19 protein-coding genes are annotated in these 16,250 nt (G+C 69.8%); 14 read left to right on the top strand and 5 right to left on the bottom strand.

Going from position 1 to position 16,250, the window contains the following annotated elements:
• Window positions 1-4 precede the first annotated feature (4 nt).
• The 3 genes from NY1_RS26480 to NY1_RS26490 all read left to right on the top strand — a co-directional run bounded on the left by NY1_RS26480 (window position 5) and on the right by NY1_RS26490 (window position 2,121).
• Complete coding sequence (locus tag NY1_RS26480; protein WP_067718834.1) at window positions 5-622, top strand: TetR/AcrR family transcriptional regulator; 618 nt, start codon at window positions 5-7, stop codon at window positions 620-622.
• 82 nt (window positions 623-704) lie between these two features.
• On the top strand, window positions 705-1,733 hold the full coding sequence (locus NY1_RS26485; RefSeq protein WP_067718836.1) for a medium chain dehydrogenase/reductase family protein: 1,029 nt from the start codon (window positions 705-707) through the stop codon (window positions 1,731-1,733).
• An 85-nt stretch (window positions 1,734-1,818) separates the two neighbouring features.
• Entirely contained in the window at window positions 1,819-2,121 is a 303-nt protein-coding gene (locus tag NY1_RS26490) for a hypothetical protein (RefSeq protein WP_067718839.1), read from the top strand.
• Here NY1_RS26490 and NY1_RS26495 read toward each other — a convergent pair.
• On the bottom strand, window positions 2,105-2,707 hold the full coding sequence (locus tag NY1_RS26495) for a TetR/AcrR family transcriptional regulator (RefSeq protein ID WP_067718841.1): 603 nt from the start codon (window positions 2,705-2,707) through the stop codon (window positions 2,105-2,107). The two genes, NY1_RS26490 and NY1_RS26495, sit on opposite strands and share 17 nt — an antisense overlap.
• Before the next feature lie 78 nt (window positions 2,708-2,785).
• On the opposite strand from NY1_RS26495, the gene zapE reads away from it, so the two are divergent.
• The 9 genes from zapE (at window position 2,786) to NY1_RS26540 (ending at window position 11,646) form a co-directional block, all read left to right on the top strand.
• A complete protein-coding gene (gene zapE, locus NY1_RS26500; protein WP_067718844.1) occupies window positions 2,786-3,736 on the top strand; it encodes a cell division protein ZapE in 951 nt (316 codons plus the stop codon).
• A gap of 230 nt (window positions 3,737-3,966) precedes the next feature.
• Window positions 3,967-5,109, top strand: coding sequence for a glycosyltransferase family 4 protein (locus tag NY1_RS26505; protein ID WP_067719089.1), 1,143 nt, complete (start codon window positions 3,967-3,969; stop codon window positions 5,107-5,109).
• Window positions 5,109-6,641, top strand: a complete 1,533-nt coding sequence (locus tag NY1_RS26510) for a UDP-glucose dehydrogenase family protein (protein WP_067718847.1) — start codon at window positions 5,109-5,111, stop codon at window positions 6,639-6,641. The genes NY1_RS26505 and NY1_RS26510 overlap by 1 nt, the downstream gene beginning before the upstream one ends.
• Before the next feature lie 265 nt (window positions 6,642-6,906).
• Window positions 6,907-7,830: a DUF4129 domain-containing protein gene (locus tag NY1_RS26515; protein ID WP_233434491.1), complete on the top strand. Its 924-nt coding sequence runs from the start codon at window positions 6,907-6,909 to the stop codon at window positions 7,828-7,830.
• 49 nt (window positions 7,831-7,879) lie between these two features.
• Complete coding sequence (locus NY1_RS26520; protein ID WP_067718852.1) at window positions 7,880-8,380, top strand: hypothetical protein; 501 nt, start codon at window positions 7,880-7,882, stop codon at window positions 8,378-8,380.
• Between the two features lie 22 nt (window positions 8,381-8,402).
• Entirely contained in the window at window positions 8,403-9,362 is a 960-nt protein-coding gene (locus NY1_RS26525; protein WP_067718855.1) for an AAA family ATPase, read from the top strand.
• 13 nt (window positions 9,363-9,375) lie between these two features.
• Window positions 9,376-10,647, top strand: a complete 1,272-nt coding sequence (locus NY1_RS26530; protein ID WP_067718858.1) for a DUF58 domain-containing protein — start codon at window positions 9,376-9,378, stop codon at window positions 10,645-10,647.
• Window positions 10,644-11,060 (top strand): hypothetical protein, encoded by a 417-nt coding sequence (locus NY1_RS26535; protein ID WP_067718861.1) that lies wholly within the window; start codon window positions 10,644-10,646, stop codon window positions 11,058-11,060. Before NY1_RS26530 ends, NY1_RS26535 begins: the two co-directional genes overlap by 4 nt.
• A 40-nt stretch (window positions 11,061-11,100) precedes the next feature.
• A complete protein-coding gene (locus NY1_RS26540) occupies window positions 11,101-11,646 on the top strand; it encodes an RNA 2'-phosphotransferase (protein WP_067718864.1) in 546 nt (181 codons plus the stop codon).
• A 147-nt stretch (window positions 11,647-11,793) separates the two neighbouring features.
• Here NY1_RS26540 and NY1_RS26545 read toward each other — a convergent pair whose 3' ends face one another.
• On the bottom strand, window positions 11,794-12,111 hold the full coding sequence (locus NY1_RS26545; RefSeq protein WP_157762486.1) for a hypothetical protein: 318 nt from the start codon (window positions 12,109-12,111) through the stop codon (window positions 11,794-11,796).
• A 214-nt stretch (window positions 12,112-12,325) separates the two neighbouring features.
• Here NY1_RS26545 and NY1_RS26550 point away from each other — a divergent pair, with 214 nt between their 5' ends.
• Window positions 12,326-13,360 (top strand): AraC family transcriptional regulator, encoded by a 1,035-nt coding sequence (locus NY1_RS26550; RefSeq protein ID WP_067718869.1) that lies wholly within the window; start codon window positions 12,326-12,328, stop codon window positions 13,358-13,360.
• A gap of 47 nt (window positions 13,361-13,407) precedes the next feature.
• Here the strand turns inward: NY1_RS26550 and NY1_RS26555 are convergent, their stop codons facing one another.
• Window positions 13,408-13,650: a glutaredoxin family protein gene (locus NY1_RS26555; RefSeq protein ID WP_067718872.1), complete on the bottom strand. Its 243-nt coding sequence runs from the start codon at window positions 13,648-13,650 to the stop codon at window positions 13,408-13,410.
• A gap of 139 nt (window positions 13,651-13,789) precedes the next feature.
• On the opposite strand from NY1_RS26555, the gene NY1_RS26560 reads away from it, so the two are divergent.
• On the top strand, window positions 13,790-14,080 hold the full coding sequence (locus NY1_RS26560; protein ID WP_067718876.1) for a DUF433 domain-containing protein: 291 nt from the start codon (window positions 13,790-13,792) through the stop codon (window positions 14,078-14,080).
• A gap of 18 nt (window positions 14,081-14,098) precedes the next feature.
• On the opposite strand, the gene NY1_RS26565 is transcribed toward NY1_RS26560, so the two are convergent.
• Window positions 14,099-15,031: an AraC family transcriptional regulator gene (locus NY1_RS26565; RefSeq protein ID WP_067718878.1), complete on the bottom strand. Its 933-nt coding sequence runs from the start codon at window positions 15,029-15,031 to the stop codon at window positions 14,099-14,101.
• Window positions 15,032-15,053: 22 nt separating this feature from the next.
• The gene (locus tag NY1_RS26570) at window positions 15,054-15,980 is read right to left on the bottom strand and encodes an NADP-dependent oxidoreductase (RefSeq protein ID WP_067718881.1); all 927 of its coding nucleotides are present in this window, start codon (window positions 15,978-15,980) and stop codon (window positions 15,054-15,056) included.
• Between the last annotated feature and the right edge of the window lie 270 nt (window positions 15,981-16,250).

Consider the following 16,250-nt stretch of genomic DNA (forward strand, 5'->3'; position numbering starts at 1 on the left):
TCACATGGCAAAGCGCGGAGTTTCCCTCTCCACCTCGGATGTGCGGCGCGAGGCGGTCGTCGACGCGGCGATCACCGAATTCGCCCGGACCGGGTACCACGGCACGCCCACCACGGCGGTCGCGGCGGGTGCGGGCATCTCCACCGCCTATGTGTTCAAGCTGTTCCCGTCGAAGGTGGGGTTGTTCGTGGCGGCGCTCGATCGCTGCTTCGAATTGGTCGAGAAGTCCCTGGCCACCGGTGCTGCGCGGGTTCCGGGCGCGGATCCCGAAGCCGTCCTGCACGAAATGGGCGGGGCCTACGCCGAACTCATCGCCGACAAGCGATTGCTCATGCTCCAGGTGCACGCCCAGTCGGCGGCCGATATCGCCGATATCGCCGACGCGGTGCGGCGTGGACTGGCGCGGGTCACCGACTACGCCAAGACCCGCTCCGGTGCGTCCGACGAAGCGGTGCAGCGTTTCATGGCCTACGGCCAGCTGTGCCATCTCATCACCACGCTCGGATTGGAAGGCGGCGAAGGCGGCTGGGCCGCGGTGCTCACCGCCGGGATTCGTCACTACCCGGAAACGCCCGGGGCGTCGGCCGTCGTGAAGACGGCGGAAACCGCCTACACGGCCTGATTTTTCCGGCCCCGACACTCGGGGCCTTTCTTTCACCTATCGGGTGACTGAGTAGTCACTCACCATCGAATCGAGGAACCTCATGTCCACCACCACCGAAATCCTGCTCCCCGGCCTCGTCGAACCGCACGAACTGCGCACCGTCCAGCGCGAACTCCCGCCGCCCGCCCACGGCCAGGCCCTCGTCCGCGTCGAAGCCACCGGCGTCTCCTTCGCCGAACAGCAGATGCGCCGCGGCAAGTACTACGACCAGCCCGCCTTCCCCTTCGTCCCCGGCTACGACCTGGTCGGCACCGTCGAAACCCTCGGTCCCGGAACCGATCCCGCGCTCCTCGGCCGCCGCGTCGCCGCGCTCACCAAGATCGGCGGCTGGGCCACCCGGGTACTGGTGGACGCCGCCGACCTGGTCCCCGTCCCCGAGAACCTGGATCCGGCCGCCGCCGAGACCTTCGTCGTCAACGGCATCACCGCCTGGCAGCTGCTGCACCGCCACGCGAAAGTCCTTGCCGGGCAGACCATCCTGGTGCACGGCGCCAACGGGGGAGTGGGCTCGACCCTGGTGCAATTGGCCCGCCTGGCCGGCGTCCGGGTGATCGGCACCGCCTCGGCCCGCAATGCCGAAGCCGTGGCGGCGCTCGGCGCGACCCCGGTCGACTATCGCGGCGACGTCACCGCCCAGGTGCGAGCCCTGGCGCCGAACGGCGTGGACGCGGTCTTCGACCATGTCGGCGGCCCCGGCATCGTCGACTCGTTCCGCCTGCTCGCCCCCGGCGGCACCCTCGTCGCCTACGGCAGCGCCTCCACCAAGAACGAGACCGGCAACTCCCGCCTCCCGGTCCTGGCCCTCTTCGCCCGCCTGCTGCTCTGGAACACCCTGCCCAACAAGCGTTCCGCGTACTTCTACAACATCTGGGCCGGTCTGCGCCGCCGCTCCGCCTTCCGCGCCCGCCTGGCCGAGGATCTGACCGCGGTGCTCGCCCTGGCCGCCCGCGGCGAACTGGACCCCCAGATCGCCGCTCGCTTCCCGCTCACCGCCGCCGGTGACGCCCTCGCCCTGGCCGAATCCCGCACCGTCACCGGCAAAGTCGTGCTGCTGCCGCAGGCCGGCTGAGCAGACGGGCCCGGGCGCGGAACGCGAGTTCCGGGTCCGGGTCCGGCGTAGATTGGGCCGCAGGAACTAGATCGGGAGGCCGGGCATGAAGTTGCCGAGTCGATTGAACAAGTATTCGGTGGCCAGTCAGGAAATGGCGTTCGGAGAGCCGGTGGAGACGCCGGACGGCTCCACGGTGATCACCGTGAGTTCCCATGGCCTGCTGGGGAACCGGGCGATCGGGGTGTTCGTGGTGCACGGGGGGCAGGTGAAGTTCGAGGCGGCGGTGGATGCCGGGCGGGTGGCGATCCTCGGGGTGCTGACCGGGCTGGTGGCGGCGGCCCTCGCTACCGCGGCGATGGTGCGGCGGCCGCCGTGGCCGGACGTGCGGATCACGAAGACGCGCTGAGCTGGGCGGTCAGGATGCGGGCCAGTTGATTCACGCTGGCCGGGGTGCCCGGGGCGAGTTCGGTCCGGGCGCCGGCGAAGCGGTCGAAGATCGCTCCTTCGATGACGGCGATGAGATCGGCCGCCGCGGTATCGGGGTCGTCGGCGTGCAGCGCGCGGAAGAGTCCGGCGGCGTGGTGGTGGGAGAAGAGGGAACCGACCAGCTTCTCGTGCAGGCCGGGGTCGGCGAGCAGGTCGACGATCAGGGCGTGGCGGGTGATCAGATGATTACGGCGTTGCGCCAGTAGCCGATCCAGCCACACCGCCATGCCGTGCGCTATGTCGCGCGGCTCGAGTCCGGTGGGCGGCGGGGTGCTGCCGTCGGCCCGGGCGGCGGCGAAATCGGTGCGCGAGCGGGCGGCGATGCGATCGACGATGGCTTCGATCAGGGCGCGTTTGGTGCGGAAGTAGTAGGACGTCGAGCCGGCGGGGAGCTCCAGGGCGGTATCGAGGGCGCGATGGGTGAGCGCCCGGAGTCCCTGGGCGGCAATCAGATCGATGGCGCTCTCCACGATCAGGGAGCGGCGGTCCGTTGTGGGAGTGGTCACCTTTGTTCCTTTGCGGCTGCGGAATCCTCTACAACTATAGAGGAAGCTCTACTGATGTAGAGGATGTGGGAGGTAGTCATGGACACGCAGACCGTGGTGCTCGACGCGGACCAGCAGGCCGCCGCGGACCGGCTGGCCGAGATCGCGGCCCGGGTGGGCAAGCGGTGGCGGCGGCCGCGCGGGCTGTACCTGTACGGCGGCCCGGGGCGCGGCAAGACCATGCTGATGGACCGGTTCTTCGCGTCGGTGCCGTCGAAGCACAAGCGGCGCTTCCACTTCCACAGCTTCTTCGCCCGGTTGAACGCGGGCGTGCACGAATACGGCTCCATCGACGCCTCGGCCGACGCCCTGCTCGGCGATGCCGAACTGCTCTGCTTCGACGAGTTCCACGTGCACGACGCCGGGGACGCGCGGTTGGTGGAGCGGCTGCTGGACCGGCTCTTCGCCCGGCACATCACGCTCGTGGTGACCTCGAATTACCCACCGGAGCAGCTGCTGCCGAACCCCTTGTTCCACCCCATGTTCGAGCCGGCCATCGCCAAGATCGTCGCGCACCTGGACGTGCTGGCGGTGGACGGCCCGCAGGACTACCGCAAGATCCACGGCCGGCACACCGGATTCGCGGCGGGGGAGTACGTGGTCGGCGCGTGCCCGGTCACCGGAACCGCCGAAGTGCCGGTGGCGCACCGGCTCATGCACGCCCGCGCGGCCGGGAACGGGGCGATCACCGTCGATTTCGCGGAGATCTGCGGCATCCCGGTGTCGGCGGCCGACTTCCTGGAACTCGCGGCGGAATACCAGGTGTGGACGGTGTGCGGCGTCCCGGATCTCACCACGGTGCCCCCGGATTGGGTCATGCGTTTCGTGAACCTCGTGGACGTGCTCTACGACGCGGACCTGCCGCTGTCGATCTGGGCCGACCGCGACCTGGACGAGCTGGGCGAACAGGTGCGCCGCGTGCCGGATCTGTACCGCACGCTGAGCCGGCTCGGGGAACTGCGGGTGTTGCGCGCCGAGCGGGTCGGATAGCTCCGGGCGTCCGGCGGGCGACCGGGGCGTGAACGCGCCGACTTGATCGACTCTCGAGGTTCATTTGCCGTCCACGCGGACGCGGTCGGGTGTTGCGGGCCGCTTTCTACCGTGCAGGGAGGAGGTAGCACCGAACCGGAGGGGAACCGATGCGAAACCTCGAGCAGGCGAGCGAACCCGAGTGGGCACGGGGTTCCGGGCCGCGCGATGCGAGCGTCCCCGGCACCCGATTGCGGGTGCTCGTCGTCGCCGAATCCTTTCTCCCCCAGGTCAATGGCGTCACCAATTCGGTGCGGCGGGTGCTGGACCATCTCGCCGCCAAGGGGCACGAAGCCGAGCTGATGGCCCCCACCGGGCCCGCCCGGTACGCCGGCTTCCGGGTGCACGTGGTGCGCGGCGCGCGGCTGCCGTTCTACCGGGACTTCCGGATCGGGCTGGAGACCCGGCGGCGGCTGCGCAAGATCATGCGGGAGTTCCGGCCGGATGTCGTGCACATCGCCTCGCCCGCGACCCTGGGCTATCAGGCCGCGAGAGTGGCCGGGGAACTGGATGTTCCGACCGTGGCCATCTATCAGACCGACCTAGTCGGTTTCGCGGAGCGCTACGACCTGCCGGGCGGGGTGCGGACCATGGCCGCGCTCACCCGGCGCATTCATTTACAGGTCGATCGCACCCTGGCGCCCTCCACCGCGAGCCTGCGGCAGCTGGAGCTGATGGGCGTGCCCGGGCTGGCGCGCTGGCCGCGCGGGGTGGACCTGCAGCAGTTCGGGCCGTTCCAGCGGTCGGAGGAACTGCGAAAGCGCCTGGCGCCCAACGGTGAAGCGCTGGTCGGCTATATCGGCCGCCTCGCCCCCGAGAAGGAACTCGAACTGCTGGCCCACCTGCGGGAGGTGCCGGGCATCCGGCTGGTCGTCGTCGGCGGCGGGCCGGAGGAGAAGCGGCTGCGCAAACTGCTCCCCGATGCGGCGTTCCTCGGCGTGCTGCACGGCGCGGAACTGGGCGCGGCCTATGCCTCGCTCGATGTGTTCGTGCACACCGGCCGGCACGAAACCTATTGCCAGGCGGCGCAGGAGGCCCTCGCCTCCGGGGTGCCCGTGGTCGCGCCCCGCTCCGGCGGGCCGATCGACGTGGTCGCGCCCGGCGCCGGATTCCTCTATCCCCCGGGCGATGCCGAGGCCATGGTGACGCTGGTGCGCCGCCTGGTCGAGGATGCCGAGCTGCGTGAGCAGACCGCCGCCACCGCGCAGCGCAGTGTCCAATCCCGCTCCTGGGCGGCCGTCAACGATCTGCTCGTCCGCCACTACCGCGAGGTGATCGCGGAGCGGCTGCACCCGGATTCGGGTGTGCTCCCGCGCAAGAAAGAGGCCTCCTGATGCTCCGCATCTCTGTCATCGGCACCGGATACCTCGGCGCCACCCATGCCGCGGGCATGGCCGAGCTGGGTTTCGAAGTGCTCGGCGTGGACAACAATCCGGCCAAGGCGGCCGCGCTGTCGGCGGGACGGGTGCCGTTCCACGAGCCCGGGTTGCCGGAACTGCTCGCCGGGCACGTGGCCGGCGGCCGATTGCGCTTCGGCACCTCGCTCACCGAGGCCGCGCGCTTCGCCGACATCCACTTCCTGTGCGTGGGAACGCCGCCCGGCGTGAACGGGGCGGCCGATCTGTCGCAGCTGCATTCGGCGCTGGACGGCCTGGTGCCGCATCTGACCCGCAATACGCTCATCGTCGGCAAGTCCACCGTCCCGGTCGGCACCGCCGAGGCGCTCACCGCCCGCATCGCCGAGCTCGCGCCGGAAGGCATTTCGGTCGAGCTGGCGTGGAATCCGGAATTCCTGCGCGAGGGGCATGCCGTCTTCGACACCCTGCACCCGAACCGGCTCGTCTTCGGTGTCACCAGCCCGGACGCGGAATGGGCGCTGCGCCAGGTGTATTCGACGCCGATCGCGGCCGGGGCGCCGGTGGTGGTGACCAACCTGCCCACCGCCGAGCTCATCAAGGTCTCGGCCAATGCCTTTCTCGCCACGAAGATTTCGTTCATCAACGCGATGGCGGAACTGTGCGAACTGACCGGGGCCGACGTCACCCAGCTGGCCGACGCGCTCGGCCACGACGACCGCATCGGCCGTAAATTCCTCGGCGCCGGACTGGGTTACGGCGGCGGCTGTCTGCCCAAGGACATCCGCGCCCTGATCGCCCGCGCCGGTGAACTGGGCGCCGGCGACTCCGTGGCCTTCCTCCGCGACGTCGACGCCGTGAACCTGCGCCGCCGCGACCGCGTGGTCAGCCAGACCTTGAACATCCTGCGCGCCAATGGATCTCTTCCCGTAAACGGCATTGCATCCGACGGATCCGGCCGGGTGGCGCGGGTGGGCATCCTCGGCGCGGCCTTCAAACCGCTGTCCGACGACGTCCGCGATTCCCCGGCCCTGGACGTGGCCACCCGCCTGCACGCCGCCGGCCTCGAGGTAGCGGTCTTCGACCCCGCCGCCACCGAAACCGCCCGGGCCGTGGCCCCGCAACTCACCTACGCCGCCACCCCCGCCGCGGCCCTGCACGAAGCGGACATCGTCCTGCACCTCACCGAATGGAGCGAATTCCGGGACCTGGACCCGGTCTTCCTCCGCACGGTGGCCCGCGGTCGCGTCATCCTCGACGCCCGCAACACCCTCGATCCCCATACCTGGCTGGCGGCCGGCTGGGACTTCCGGGCGCTCGGCCGCCTGGTCGAACCCCGCACTTCCGCAATCGAATCCACGGCCCCGGCTTACCCGGCCCGCACTCCGGTCCGCCCGGTCCCCGCCCCGGACCCGGCCGCCGTGCCTGTCCGCGCCATCCCCGAACCGGACCCCGCGCTCGTCGCGTCGCCCTTCACCCGCCTCCGCGCCCGCGTCCGCCGCAGCGCCTGAGCTTTCCCGACCGGGCCCGGTGGCCCGCGCGAGCAGCGCGCGCCGCCGGGTCCGTCGTCGTATCCCCGAGGCGTTCGCCCGGCGGTCACTCGCACACCTGCGTTTGTCGGCTGATTGATTGCCGGCGCGGGTGGCGGCGAGTCATGCCGGAACCGTATGGCTTCGGTGTTTGTGAATCCGGCCCGACGGACCGCTTGGCATGTAACTATGTGCCTGATTTTCTGCTGGACTCCGGTTGGGGGTGAATATGACTGGGGTGGGGACGGTGGCTACGCGCGCGATCGGGTTGATCGCGCTGCTGGTGCTGGCCGTCGTCGCTCTGCGCGGGCATATTCCGGGGACCGGGGGGCCGTCCACGCCGCATCCGCCGTCGGCGGTGACCATCGCGCTGATGCCGGTGCTGCTGCTGGTATCGATCGTGATCCTGGCGGCGGGGGTGATCAACAGCCAGCATCGGCTGCCGTTGTCCATGCCGGAACCCGATCGCGATCCGGACAAGCGATCGGTCCGGATGGGTGCGCTCGGGTTGCTGGTGATCATCGGATTGGCGGCCGTGGCTTTGCTGGTCACCGCGTTCCTGTCGGTGTACCTGGTGGGGCCGGGTCGTGACGAACCGTCGGCGACCACGCCCACCACCGCGCCGAGCGGAGCGGTGCTCGAGACGACGGAACCGCTTCCGCCGCCCACGGATCCACTGCACGCGCCCGCGCTCAGCGGCACCGCCCTGCTGCTGGTCGCGATCGGCGCGGGCGCCCTGGTGCTGGTCGCCATGGCCGGACTGGTGGCGGTCGCGCTCGGCTCCAGCCGCCGGGTGCCGCCGGCCCGGACCCCGCACGCGCCGTCGTCCCCGAAGGAAGCCGTCTCGCTGGCCAAGGTGGCGGCCATGGGCCTGGCGGCCATGATCGCGCCCGGCCAGGACCCGCGCACCGCCATCATCGCCTGCTATGTGGCCATGGAGAGCGGCTTGGCGACGGCGCGGGAGGTGGCCCCGCTGATCTCCGACACCCCGTCGGAAGTGCTGGCGCGCGCCTTCGACCGCGGCTTCCTGCACGACGCCTCGGCGCGCGAGCTGGTGGCGTTGTTCGAGGAGGCGCGGTTCAGCCCGCACGCCATGCTGGAATGGCAGCGCATGCGGGCCGAGCAGCTGCTCCGCATCGTATTGGCCGACCTGCAACGGCAGGCGGTATGAACACCATTGGCGCACAGCGTCTTTCGAACTACCGGACGGAGGCCCGGCGATGAATCGGGTCGCGATCGTGGCGGGCGCGCTGGTGCTGGCCGGGTTCTTCGAACTGCTGGCCTTCGGCAATCGGCGCGACAGCCTGCTGGCGGTGGCCGCCATTCCGGTGGCGGGCGCGCTGGCGCTGCTGATCTGGTCGCTGGTGGAACGCGCACGGCGGCTGGAGATCCCGCCCGCCGACAACGAGATCGACAATGGCCCGGCCGAGATGCTGACCCGCTGGCAGGCCCGCGCCACCATGCTCGCCGACCGCTCCGAGGGCACCCGCGCCGACTGGGACCGGCACCTACGGCCCCTGCTGGCCAAGGAATTCGAGCTCACCAGCGGCCATCGCATGGCCAAGAACCGGCGGGCGCTCGAGATCGCCGGGCAACTGCAGTTCGGGCCGGAATTATGGCGCTGGGTGGATCCGGCGAATTCGGCACTGCGCGATAACGTCAACCGCGCGCCCGGGCGAGCGGCGCTGGACGAGATCCTGCGCCGCCTCCAGACCATGTGACTTCGACACCGGGACTTGAAAAATGACTTCACCGATGGACGTGACCGTCAAGCGCACCGACGCGGTGCTCCGCGAGGTAGGCCGCGTGGTGGTGGGCAAGCGGGACGAACTGCAGCTCATCATGATCGCGGTGTTGTCCGGCGGGCACATTCTGATCGAGGACCTGCCCGGTCTGGGCAAGACTCTGATCGCGCGGTCGTTCGCCGCGGCGCTGGGCCTGAACTTCACCCGGGTGCAGTTCACCCCGGACCTGCTGCCCGCCGATTTGATCGGCTCCACCATCTACGACATGCATTCCGGCCGTTTCAGTTTCCGCCGCGGCCCGGTGTTCACGAACATGCTGCTGGCCGACGAGGTCAACCGCACCCCGCCCAAGACCCAGGCCGCGCTGCTGGAGGCGATGGCCGAGGGCCAGGTGTCCATCGACGGCGAAACCTTCCCGCTGCCCGACCCTTTCATCGTGTTCGCCACCGACAACCCCATCGAGTACGAGGGCACCTATCCGCTGCCGGAAGCGCAGCTGGACCGCTTCGCCATGCAGCTGCGCCTGGGCTACCTCTCGGAATCCGATGAGATGAACATGATCCGGCGCCGGCTGGAACGCGGTTCGGTCCCGGCGCAGATCGGGCAGGTGGTCGACGCCGACGGCCTGCTGGAGATGCGCCAGAGCGTGGAATTCGTGACCGTGCACCCGGACGTGGTCGGCTACGTGGTCTCGCTGGCCGCCGCCACCCGCGGCCATCCGCAGGTGGAGGTGGGCGCCAGCCCGCGCGCCGAACTCGACCTGGTGCAGATGGCCCGCGCCCGCGCGCTGCTCAACGGCCGCGACTACGTGGTGCCGGAAGACGTGAAGGCGCTGGCCGTTCCGGCCATGGCGCACCGCATCACGCTGCGACCGGAAATGTGGGTGCGCCGCATTCGCGGCGAGGATGTGATCTCCGAACTGCTGCGCCGCCTGCCGGTGCCGCGCGCCACCGCGTGAGTCGCAGGCGCGCATGAGGCATCGCGATACCACCACCGCCGCCGAGACCGAACTGCGCTGGCGGCCCGCGCCTTTGGTGTTCATGCTGGCCGCCTGCGCGGGCGTGGCGCTGGTGCTGGCCGTGGCGCTGGGCCGATGGCAGCTGGTGGTGTTCGGCGCGCCCATGCTGGGCGTGCTGGCCACCGCGCCGTTGCAGATGTCCCGCACCAGGATTCAGGTCGACGGCGCGGGCGTGCTGCGCTGCTTCGAGACCGAAGAGGTGGAACTGAACGCCGCCGCGTACGTGGACAGCGGGCACGCGCTGCTGCGATTGCACCGGGAAACGGTGCCCGGCATGGATTTACGCGTCGAGGAGGCGGTGGATTCGGGATCCGCGCCTGCGGGCTTGCGGCTGTCGCTGACGGCGGACCGCTGGGGGCGTTACCCGATTCCCTTGCGGGTGACGGCATTGAGCCCGGCGGGATTGGCGGTGGCCTCGGTGCGGCTGCCCGCCGGTGAGGTGTACGTGTACCCGATCGCCGACCCACAGCGAACTCGCTTGCCGCGCACCGAACTTCCCGAACGCATAGGCGCGCACCTGACCCGGCGGCACGGGCCCGGCGTGGAGTTCGCCGATGTGCGCGCCTACGCCCCGGGCGATCAGCTGCGCACCGTGAACTGGGCCGTCAGCGCCCGCCGCGGCCGGCTGTTCGTGACCGAGCGCTTCACCAATCGCGCCGCGGATGTGGTTGTGCTGGTGGACACTTCGATGCAGGCGCCCGGCCCGGCCACCGAGGCGCTGGAACGCTCGGTGCGCGGCGCGGCGCAGGTGACGCAGTCCGCGCTGCAATCCGGCGACCGCACGGCCGTGGTGTGCTTGGGCCGTTCGCCGCGCTGGCTGCGCCCCGATATCGGCCGGCGGCAGTTCTATCGCATCGTGGACACCGTGCTCGACGTCGGCGACGAGCACATCGAAACCTCCGGCACCCTCGCCCCGCACGCCGCGGTGCCGATCGGGGCGGTGGTGGTGGCCTTCTCCACGCTGCTCGACACCCAGTTCGCGCTCTCGCTCATCGATCTGCGCAAGCGCGGGCACGTGGTCGTGGTGGTGGACGTGCTGCGCGGGCCGCCGTTCCACGAACTCGATCCGACACTCGCCCGCATGTGGCAGCTGGAGCGGGCGTCCATGTATCGCGATATGGGGACCGTCGGCGTGGATATCGTCTCCTGGCCGGAGGACACCCGGCTGGATCAGGCCATGCGGCTGGTGCCCGAGCACCGGCGGACGGTGCGGGTGCGGCGATGACCAGATTCCTGGCCGTGCTCGCCGGTCTGCTGCTCGCCCTGGCCGTCGGCCTGGTGGAGCCCTGGGCGGCGCTGCCGGTGCTGCTGCTGGCCGTGCTGGGCTGGCGCTGGCGGGTGGCGGCGGTGGGGTCGGTGCTGGTCGCGCTGGGCGTGCTGGCGGTGGTGGACACCGGCGCGCTGGTGGCGGGATCCATCGGCCTGGTCGCGACCACCTACCTGCTGAACACGGCCACCGTTTCGGCGCCCGTCGGCGTGGTGCCCACCACGATTCCCTCGGTGGCGGGCGCGCTGGTCTTCACCGTCGCCGCCGGGGCGGCCACCCTGGTGCCCGCCGGGCTGGCCTGGATTCCGGTCGCCGCGCCGATCGTGGTGATCCTGCTGTACGCGTTGGTGATTCGCGGGCTGGCCGAATAATCTCTTCCGGCCGGGGGAGTGGTGCTGGTTCACTGTGCGCATGGACGAGAAGCAGCTGGTGCGCACCTCGAAACGGTTGTCGCGGCATCTGCGGCACGCGCCGGAGGAGATCGGCATCGCCCTGGACGCCGCCGGGTGGGTGCCGGTGAGCGAGCTGCTGGCCGCGCTGCGCCGACACGGGCATCGCGTCACGCCCGCCGAACTGGACGAGGTGGTGGCGCGGAACAACAAGCGGCGCTTCGAGTTCGACGGCAGCCGCACCCGGATCCGGGCCAGCCAGGGGCACACCGTGGCGGTCGAGCTGGACTACGCGGTCACCGTGCCGCCGGACGTGCTGTATCACGGCACCGTGGCCGCCGTGCTGCCCGCGATCTCCGCCGAGGGCCTGAAACCCATGGCCCGGCACGCCGTTCACCTCTCGGCCGATACCGAGACCGCGACGCGCGTGGGCGCTCGGCGCGGTAAGCCGGTGGTGCTCACGGTCGATGCCGCGGGAATGCACCGCGACGGGCACGAGTTCCGGGTGAGCACGAACGGGGTGTGGCTGGTGGACGCGGTGCCGCCGGCCTACCTGACGGGCCTCTGAACGTCCTGGGCAGGTACCGGGGCACGAGCGGTCGGCTCTGCCGCGGGTGTTTGCCTGAAATGGCCGGAATGCCCGGACCAAAGGTCCGAGCATTCGCCCGGTTTCGGGGCCCGAGCCCCCGAAACCCGCTTCCGGTGCGGGAATCCGCTATTGGAGGGCGGGTGGCATTCTGGTCGGTTTGATTCGCCCGGCGTCGATGAGCGCTTTGAAGGCCGCGGCCTTGCGCGCACACTCCGCCACCACGCAGCGGCGATGCTGTTGCATGGTCCGATGCGCCTCCTGTACTCCGAGCGGATGATCCGGCGCCACATGGGACCACGCCGAGGAAACGATCACCGGGTCGGGGGAAATGTTGTGCTCGTTGTTGATTCGCTCCCTGATGCGGTCGACCGACAATCTGTCGTCCGGGATGCGATGTGGGTAGTGATGCAAGCTGAGGAACACCGCAGCGGTGACCGTCAGCATTGCGAGAGTGGCCGTGAACACTTGCCAACCGGCCATTGGCTCACCTTCTCCGTCGTCAATCGGTGGTAATGGTTCGCTAGATATTCACCGTACGGCTTTCGGTGTTACTTGTGCCAGTACCGAATCGGTCAGAAACAGGTGAATTTCGGCCTCTTCCATCAACTTACCTGCTGGTTTCGCCTCGAGCACGCCGAAAGTTTGCGACGATTTCCCGGTGACCGACGGGCAGGGCCAGTTGCGCTCCATTACCAGTGCGGCACTGCTGGTCGAGTTCGCCCTCGGTCGCGGCCTGGAGCAGGCGGACATGCTGCGCCGGACCGGAATTCGCGAATCGGACCTACTGGACTCCACCGCCGAGATCACCATGGGGCAGGAACTGGCCCTGATGCGCAATGTCGTGACCGGAGTCGGCGACGAACCCGGCATGGGCCTGATGGCCGGATTGCTCTGTCACCCACCCAGTCTGGGCGTGCTCGGCTTCGCGCTCATGAGCTGTCCCACCGTGCGCGAGGCGGTCGATCTGGCGCTGCGCTACGCCGACCTCACCTTCACCGTGGCGCGCCACACCCTCGTCATCGACGGCGCGGAGGCCTCCATCGTGCGCGATGACAGCGCCGTCCCGCCCGAGCTGCGCCGCTTCGCCGTGGAACGCGATGTGGCGGCCATCTGGACCATCCAGCAGGACGTGCTGCCGGTGCGCACCCCGCTGTCCCGGGTGGCGGTGGCGTTTCCGCCGCATCCGGTCTACGAGATGTTCGGCGCCATGCTCGGCGTCGAGGAAGTGGTCTTCAACGCGCCCCGCTCCGTCGTCACCGGCCCGCTCAACTTCCAGGAAATGCCGCTGCCGCAGGCGAATTCGGCCACCGCGCGCTTCTACGAGCAGCAGTGTGCGGACCTGGTGCAGCGCCGCAAGCGCCGGCAGGGCCTGGCCGGTCGCGTGCGCCAGCTGCTGATCAGCAATGGCGGCGTCGCCGACCAATCCCGCGTCGCCGCCGATCTCGACGTCAGCGTCCGCACGCTGCGCCGCCGCCTCGCCGACGAGGGCACCACCTTCCGTGAACTGGCAACCGAGACAGTCGGTTTGCTCGCCGAGGAACTCCTCGTCACCGGAATGACCGTGGAACAGGCCGCGACCCGTCTCGGCTACGCCAGCGTGTCCGCCTTCACCTCCGCCTTCCGCTCGTGGAAAGGCCAGTCCCCGGGCCAGTTCGCCCGCGCGAACCGCGGCCGCCTCTCAGCCCGCAACTGACGCCCGGGCCACACTCTCGCCGGAATGACCGGGGGCGAGCCGCGGCATCAGCGCCCGAGCGCCGCCGCCAGGTCCGCATTCGTCGGCTCCACCAGCACCGCACCGCTCGGCACCACGATCACCGGAATGTTCTTCCGCCCGCCCGCCAGCCGGATCGCCTCGTTCCGCGCCGCCTCGTCGTGCTCCACGTCGATCTCGGTGAACGCCACGCCCTGCTCCCGCAGCCAGGTCTTCGCGCGCCGGCAATCGCCGCACCAGTCCGCCCCGTACATCCGCACGTTCTCGTCCATTCGCCCGACTCTGCCACACCCCGGATTTCCGCTGATCACGGTGCCGAGTGTCCGGTTTGCCCGAGAGATCCCGCGATCCACAGACGCCCGCCAAAAACCCCACACCCGCCGACCACACTCCCCTCGTAGCGTTGCCGGTATGCCCCACCTGGACCGCATCACCCATGACCCAGCCATCTGCCAGGGCGTGCCGGTCCTGCGCGGTCGCCGCTTCCCGGTCGATCTGTTGCTCGGCCTGCTGGCCGCCGGCATCCCCACCGCCGAGATCCTCGCCGACCATCCGGAGCTGGAACCGGAGGACATCGCCGCCGCGCTCGAGTACGCGACCTTGGGCGCCACGGACAGCAGGCGCCGCGGCGCCGTCCCAGCGCCCGCGCTGCGCCACAGCGGCATCACGTCGGGCGGCTGGATGGCCGGACACCGCCGCTGAGAGATCGGGCGCGGATCGTCAGGCGGCGGCGCGGGCCAGGCGGCGGTATTGTCCCGGCGCCTGCCCGTATTCGCGTTTGAAGGCTTTGCCGAAGGCGAATTCGGAGCTGTAACCGGCGCGGGCGGCCACCTTTTCGATGGGGAGGTCGTCCTCACGCAGCAGGCGGGCGGCGGTGGTGAGGCGCCAGCGGGTGAGGTAGGCGAGTGGGGGTTCGCCGACCATGGTGGTGAATTTGCGGGCGAAGGCGGCTCGGGAGAGGCCGGCGTGGTCGGCCAGGGATTGGACGGTCCAGGCAGCGCCCGGGTCGGTGTGCATGGCTTCGAGGGCGGGGGCTACCACCGGATCGCGCAGGGCCGCAGCCCATCCCACCGCTTCGGACTGGGGCCGGTCTTCTATCCAGGCGCGCAGGATGTAGAGCAGGAGGGCGTCGATGAGGGCGGGCACGATGCCGTGCGAGCCGATGCGCGGGTTGTCGAGTTCGGCGGCCAGGAGCTGGATGGCGGCGTGCAGTTCGGGGTGGCGGCCCGGGCGGGCGGGGAGGTGGATGACCTCCGGGAGCTGCCGGAGCAGCGGGTGGGGGCGCTGGCCGTCGAGGTGGTAGTTGCCGCAGAGCAGGGCGGTGGTCGGCGCGCCGGCAGCGCCCAGCCGGACCGCGCCCACCGGCGGGCAGCGGTCGTATTGGTCGGGGCGCGGGACTTCGGCCGGGGTGTCGGGATGGTCGGCGAGCACATGACCGGCCCCGTGCCGGAGGAAGATCACATCGCCCTGATTGAGCGGGATCGGGTCGGATCCGGCGGCGGGGAAGAACCAGCAGTTGCCGTGCAGCACGACGTGGAAGCCCGCGCCGAGGACGTCCGGCAGGCGCATGGCCCAGGGGGCCCGGCCTTCGGTGCGCACCGAGCTGGGTGCGGCGGTGCGCATCGAGGCCAGGGCCTCGCTGAGGACGTCCATGCCGATCTCCTTGTGGCAGTGGTCAGTTGACGGTGAGTACTACCTTGCCGATGGTCTGCCCCGAGGCGACCAGATCGTGCGCCTTGCCGGCCTCTTCCAAAGGCAGCGTGTTCGCGACGGTGGGCCGCAGCTTGCCCGCGTCGACGAGCTCCGAGATAGCCTCCAGCGCAGCGTAATCCGGCTCGACCGAAACCCCGGCGAACCGGCGCCCCGCGGCGTTCACGGCGGCGGCCACCTCCGGCTTCATATGCTCCAGAATGCTGACCAGCACCCCGCCCGGCTTCAGCACCTTCAGATTGTTCTCGGCATCGGCCACCGAATCGAAGACGATATCGACGTCCCGCACGACCTCGGTGAAATCGACTGCCTGATAATCGATCACCTCGTCCGCGCCGAGGCTCTTCACGTAGTCGTGCTTGGCCGCACTGGCCAGCGCGATCACATACGCGCCGCGCGCCTTCGCGATCTGCACGGCCAGATGCCCGACACCGCCCGCAGCACGATGAATCAGCACGCGATCGCCTTCCTTCACCCCGGCCCGATCCACCAGCCCCTGCCAAGCGGTGAGCACGGCCAGCGGCAGCGCGGCAGCCTCGATATGACTGAGCGACTTCGGCTTTCGAGCAACCTGACGGGACGGCGTAGCGACGTACTCCGCGTAACCCGTTGCGGCACGCGGAAAGAACGGCATCCCGTACACCTCGTCCCCCACCTCATACCGCGCACCCGGCCCGACTTCCTCGACCACCCCCGAGATATCCCACCCCACCCCGAACGGCGGCTGCCCGAGCAACGGAAACGCCCCGGACCGAACCGCCACATCCACCGGATTGACCGCACTGGCACGCACCCGCACCAGCACCTCCCCGGACAGCAACCGAGGCTTCTCCACCTCGGCCACCTCCAGCACCTCGGGCCCGCCGAACGACTTCTGAATCACCGCACGCATCGTCTTCTCCTCCTGAACGCTCCGTCACCGGCCCTCTGCCGAACCGAACAACAACAACGTTAAGCAGCATCAGCAAGACGATGAATAGCCTACAGTCTCCCGTTTTTATCCATCCGTATACCTACGAAGACTGGAAGTATCACCCCAGCGGCAAGCACCCGGTACCGGTATCGACGCCGGCCCAAGCGCTGACGGAGTCATCCACGCCCCCCTGCGCGTTCGCGACCGGTGCCATGCGGATAACTGATCTCCCCTGAATCAGGAGCCGAC

This window comes from Nocardia yamanashiensis NBRC 100130 (assembly GCF_001613325.1).
GTDB classification, from domain to species: Bacteria; Actinomycetota; Actinomycetes; order Mycobacteriales; family Mycobacteriaceae; genus Nocardia; species Nocardia yamanashiensis.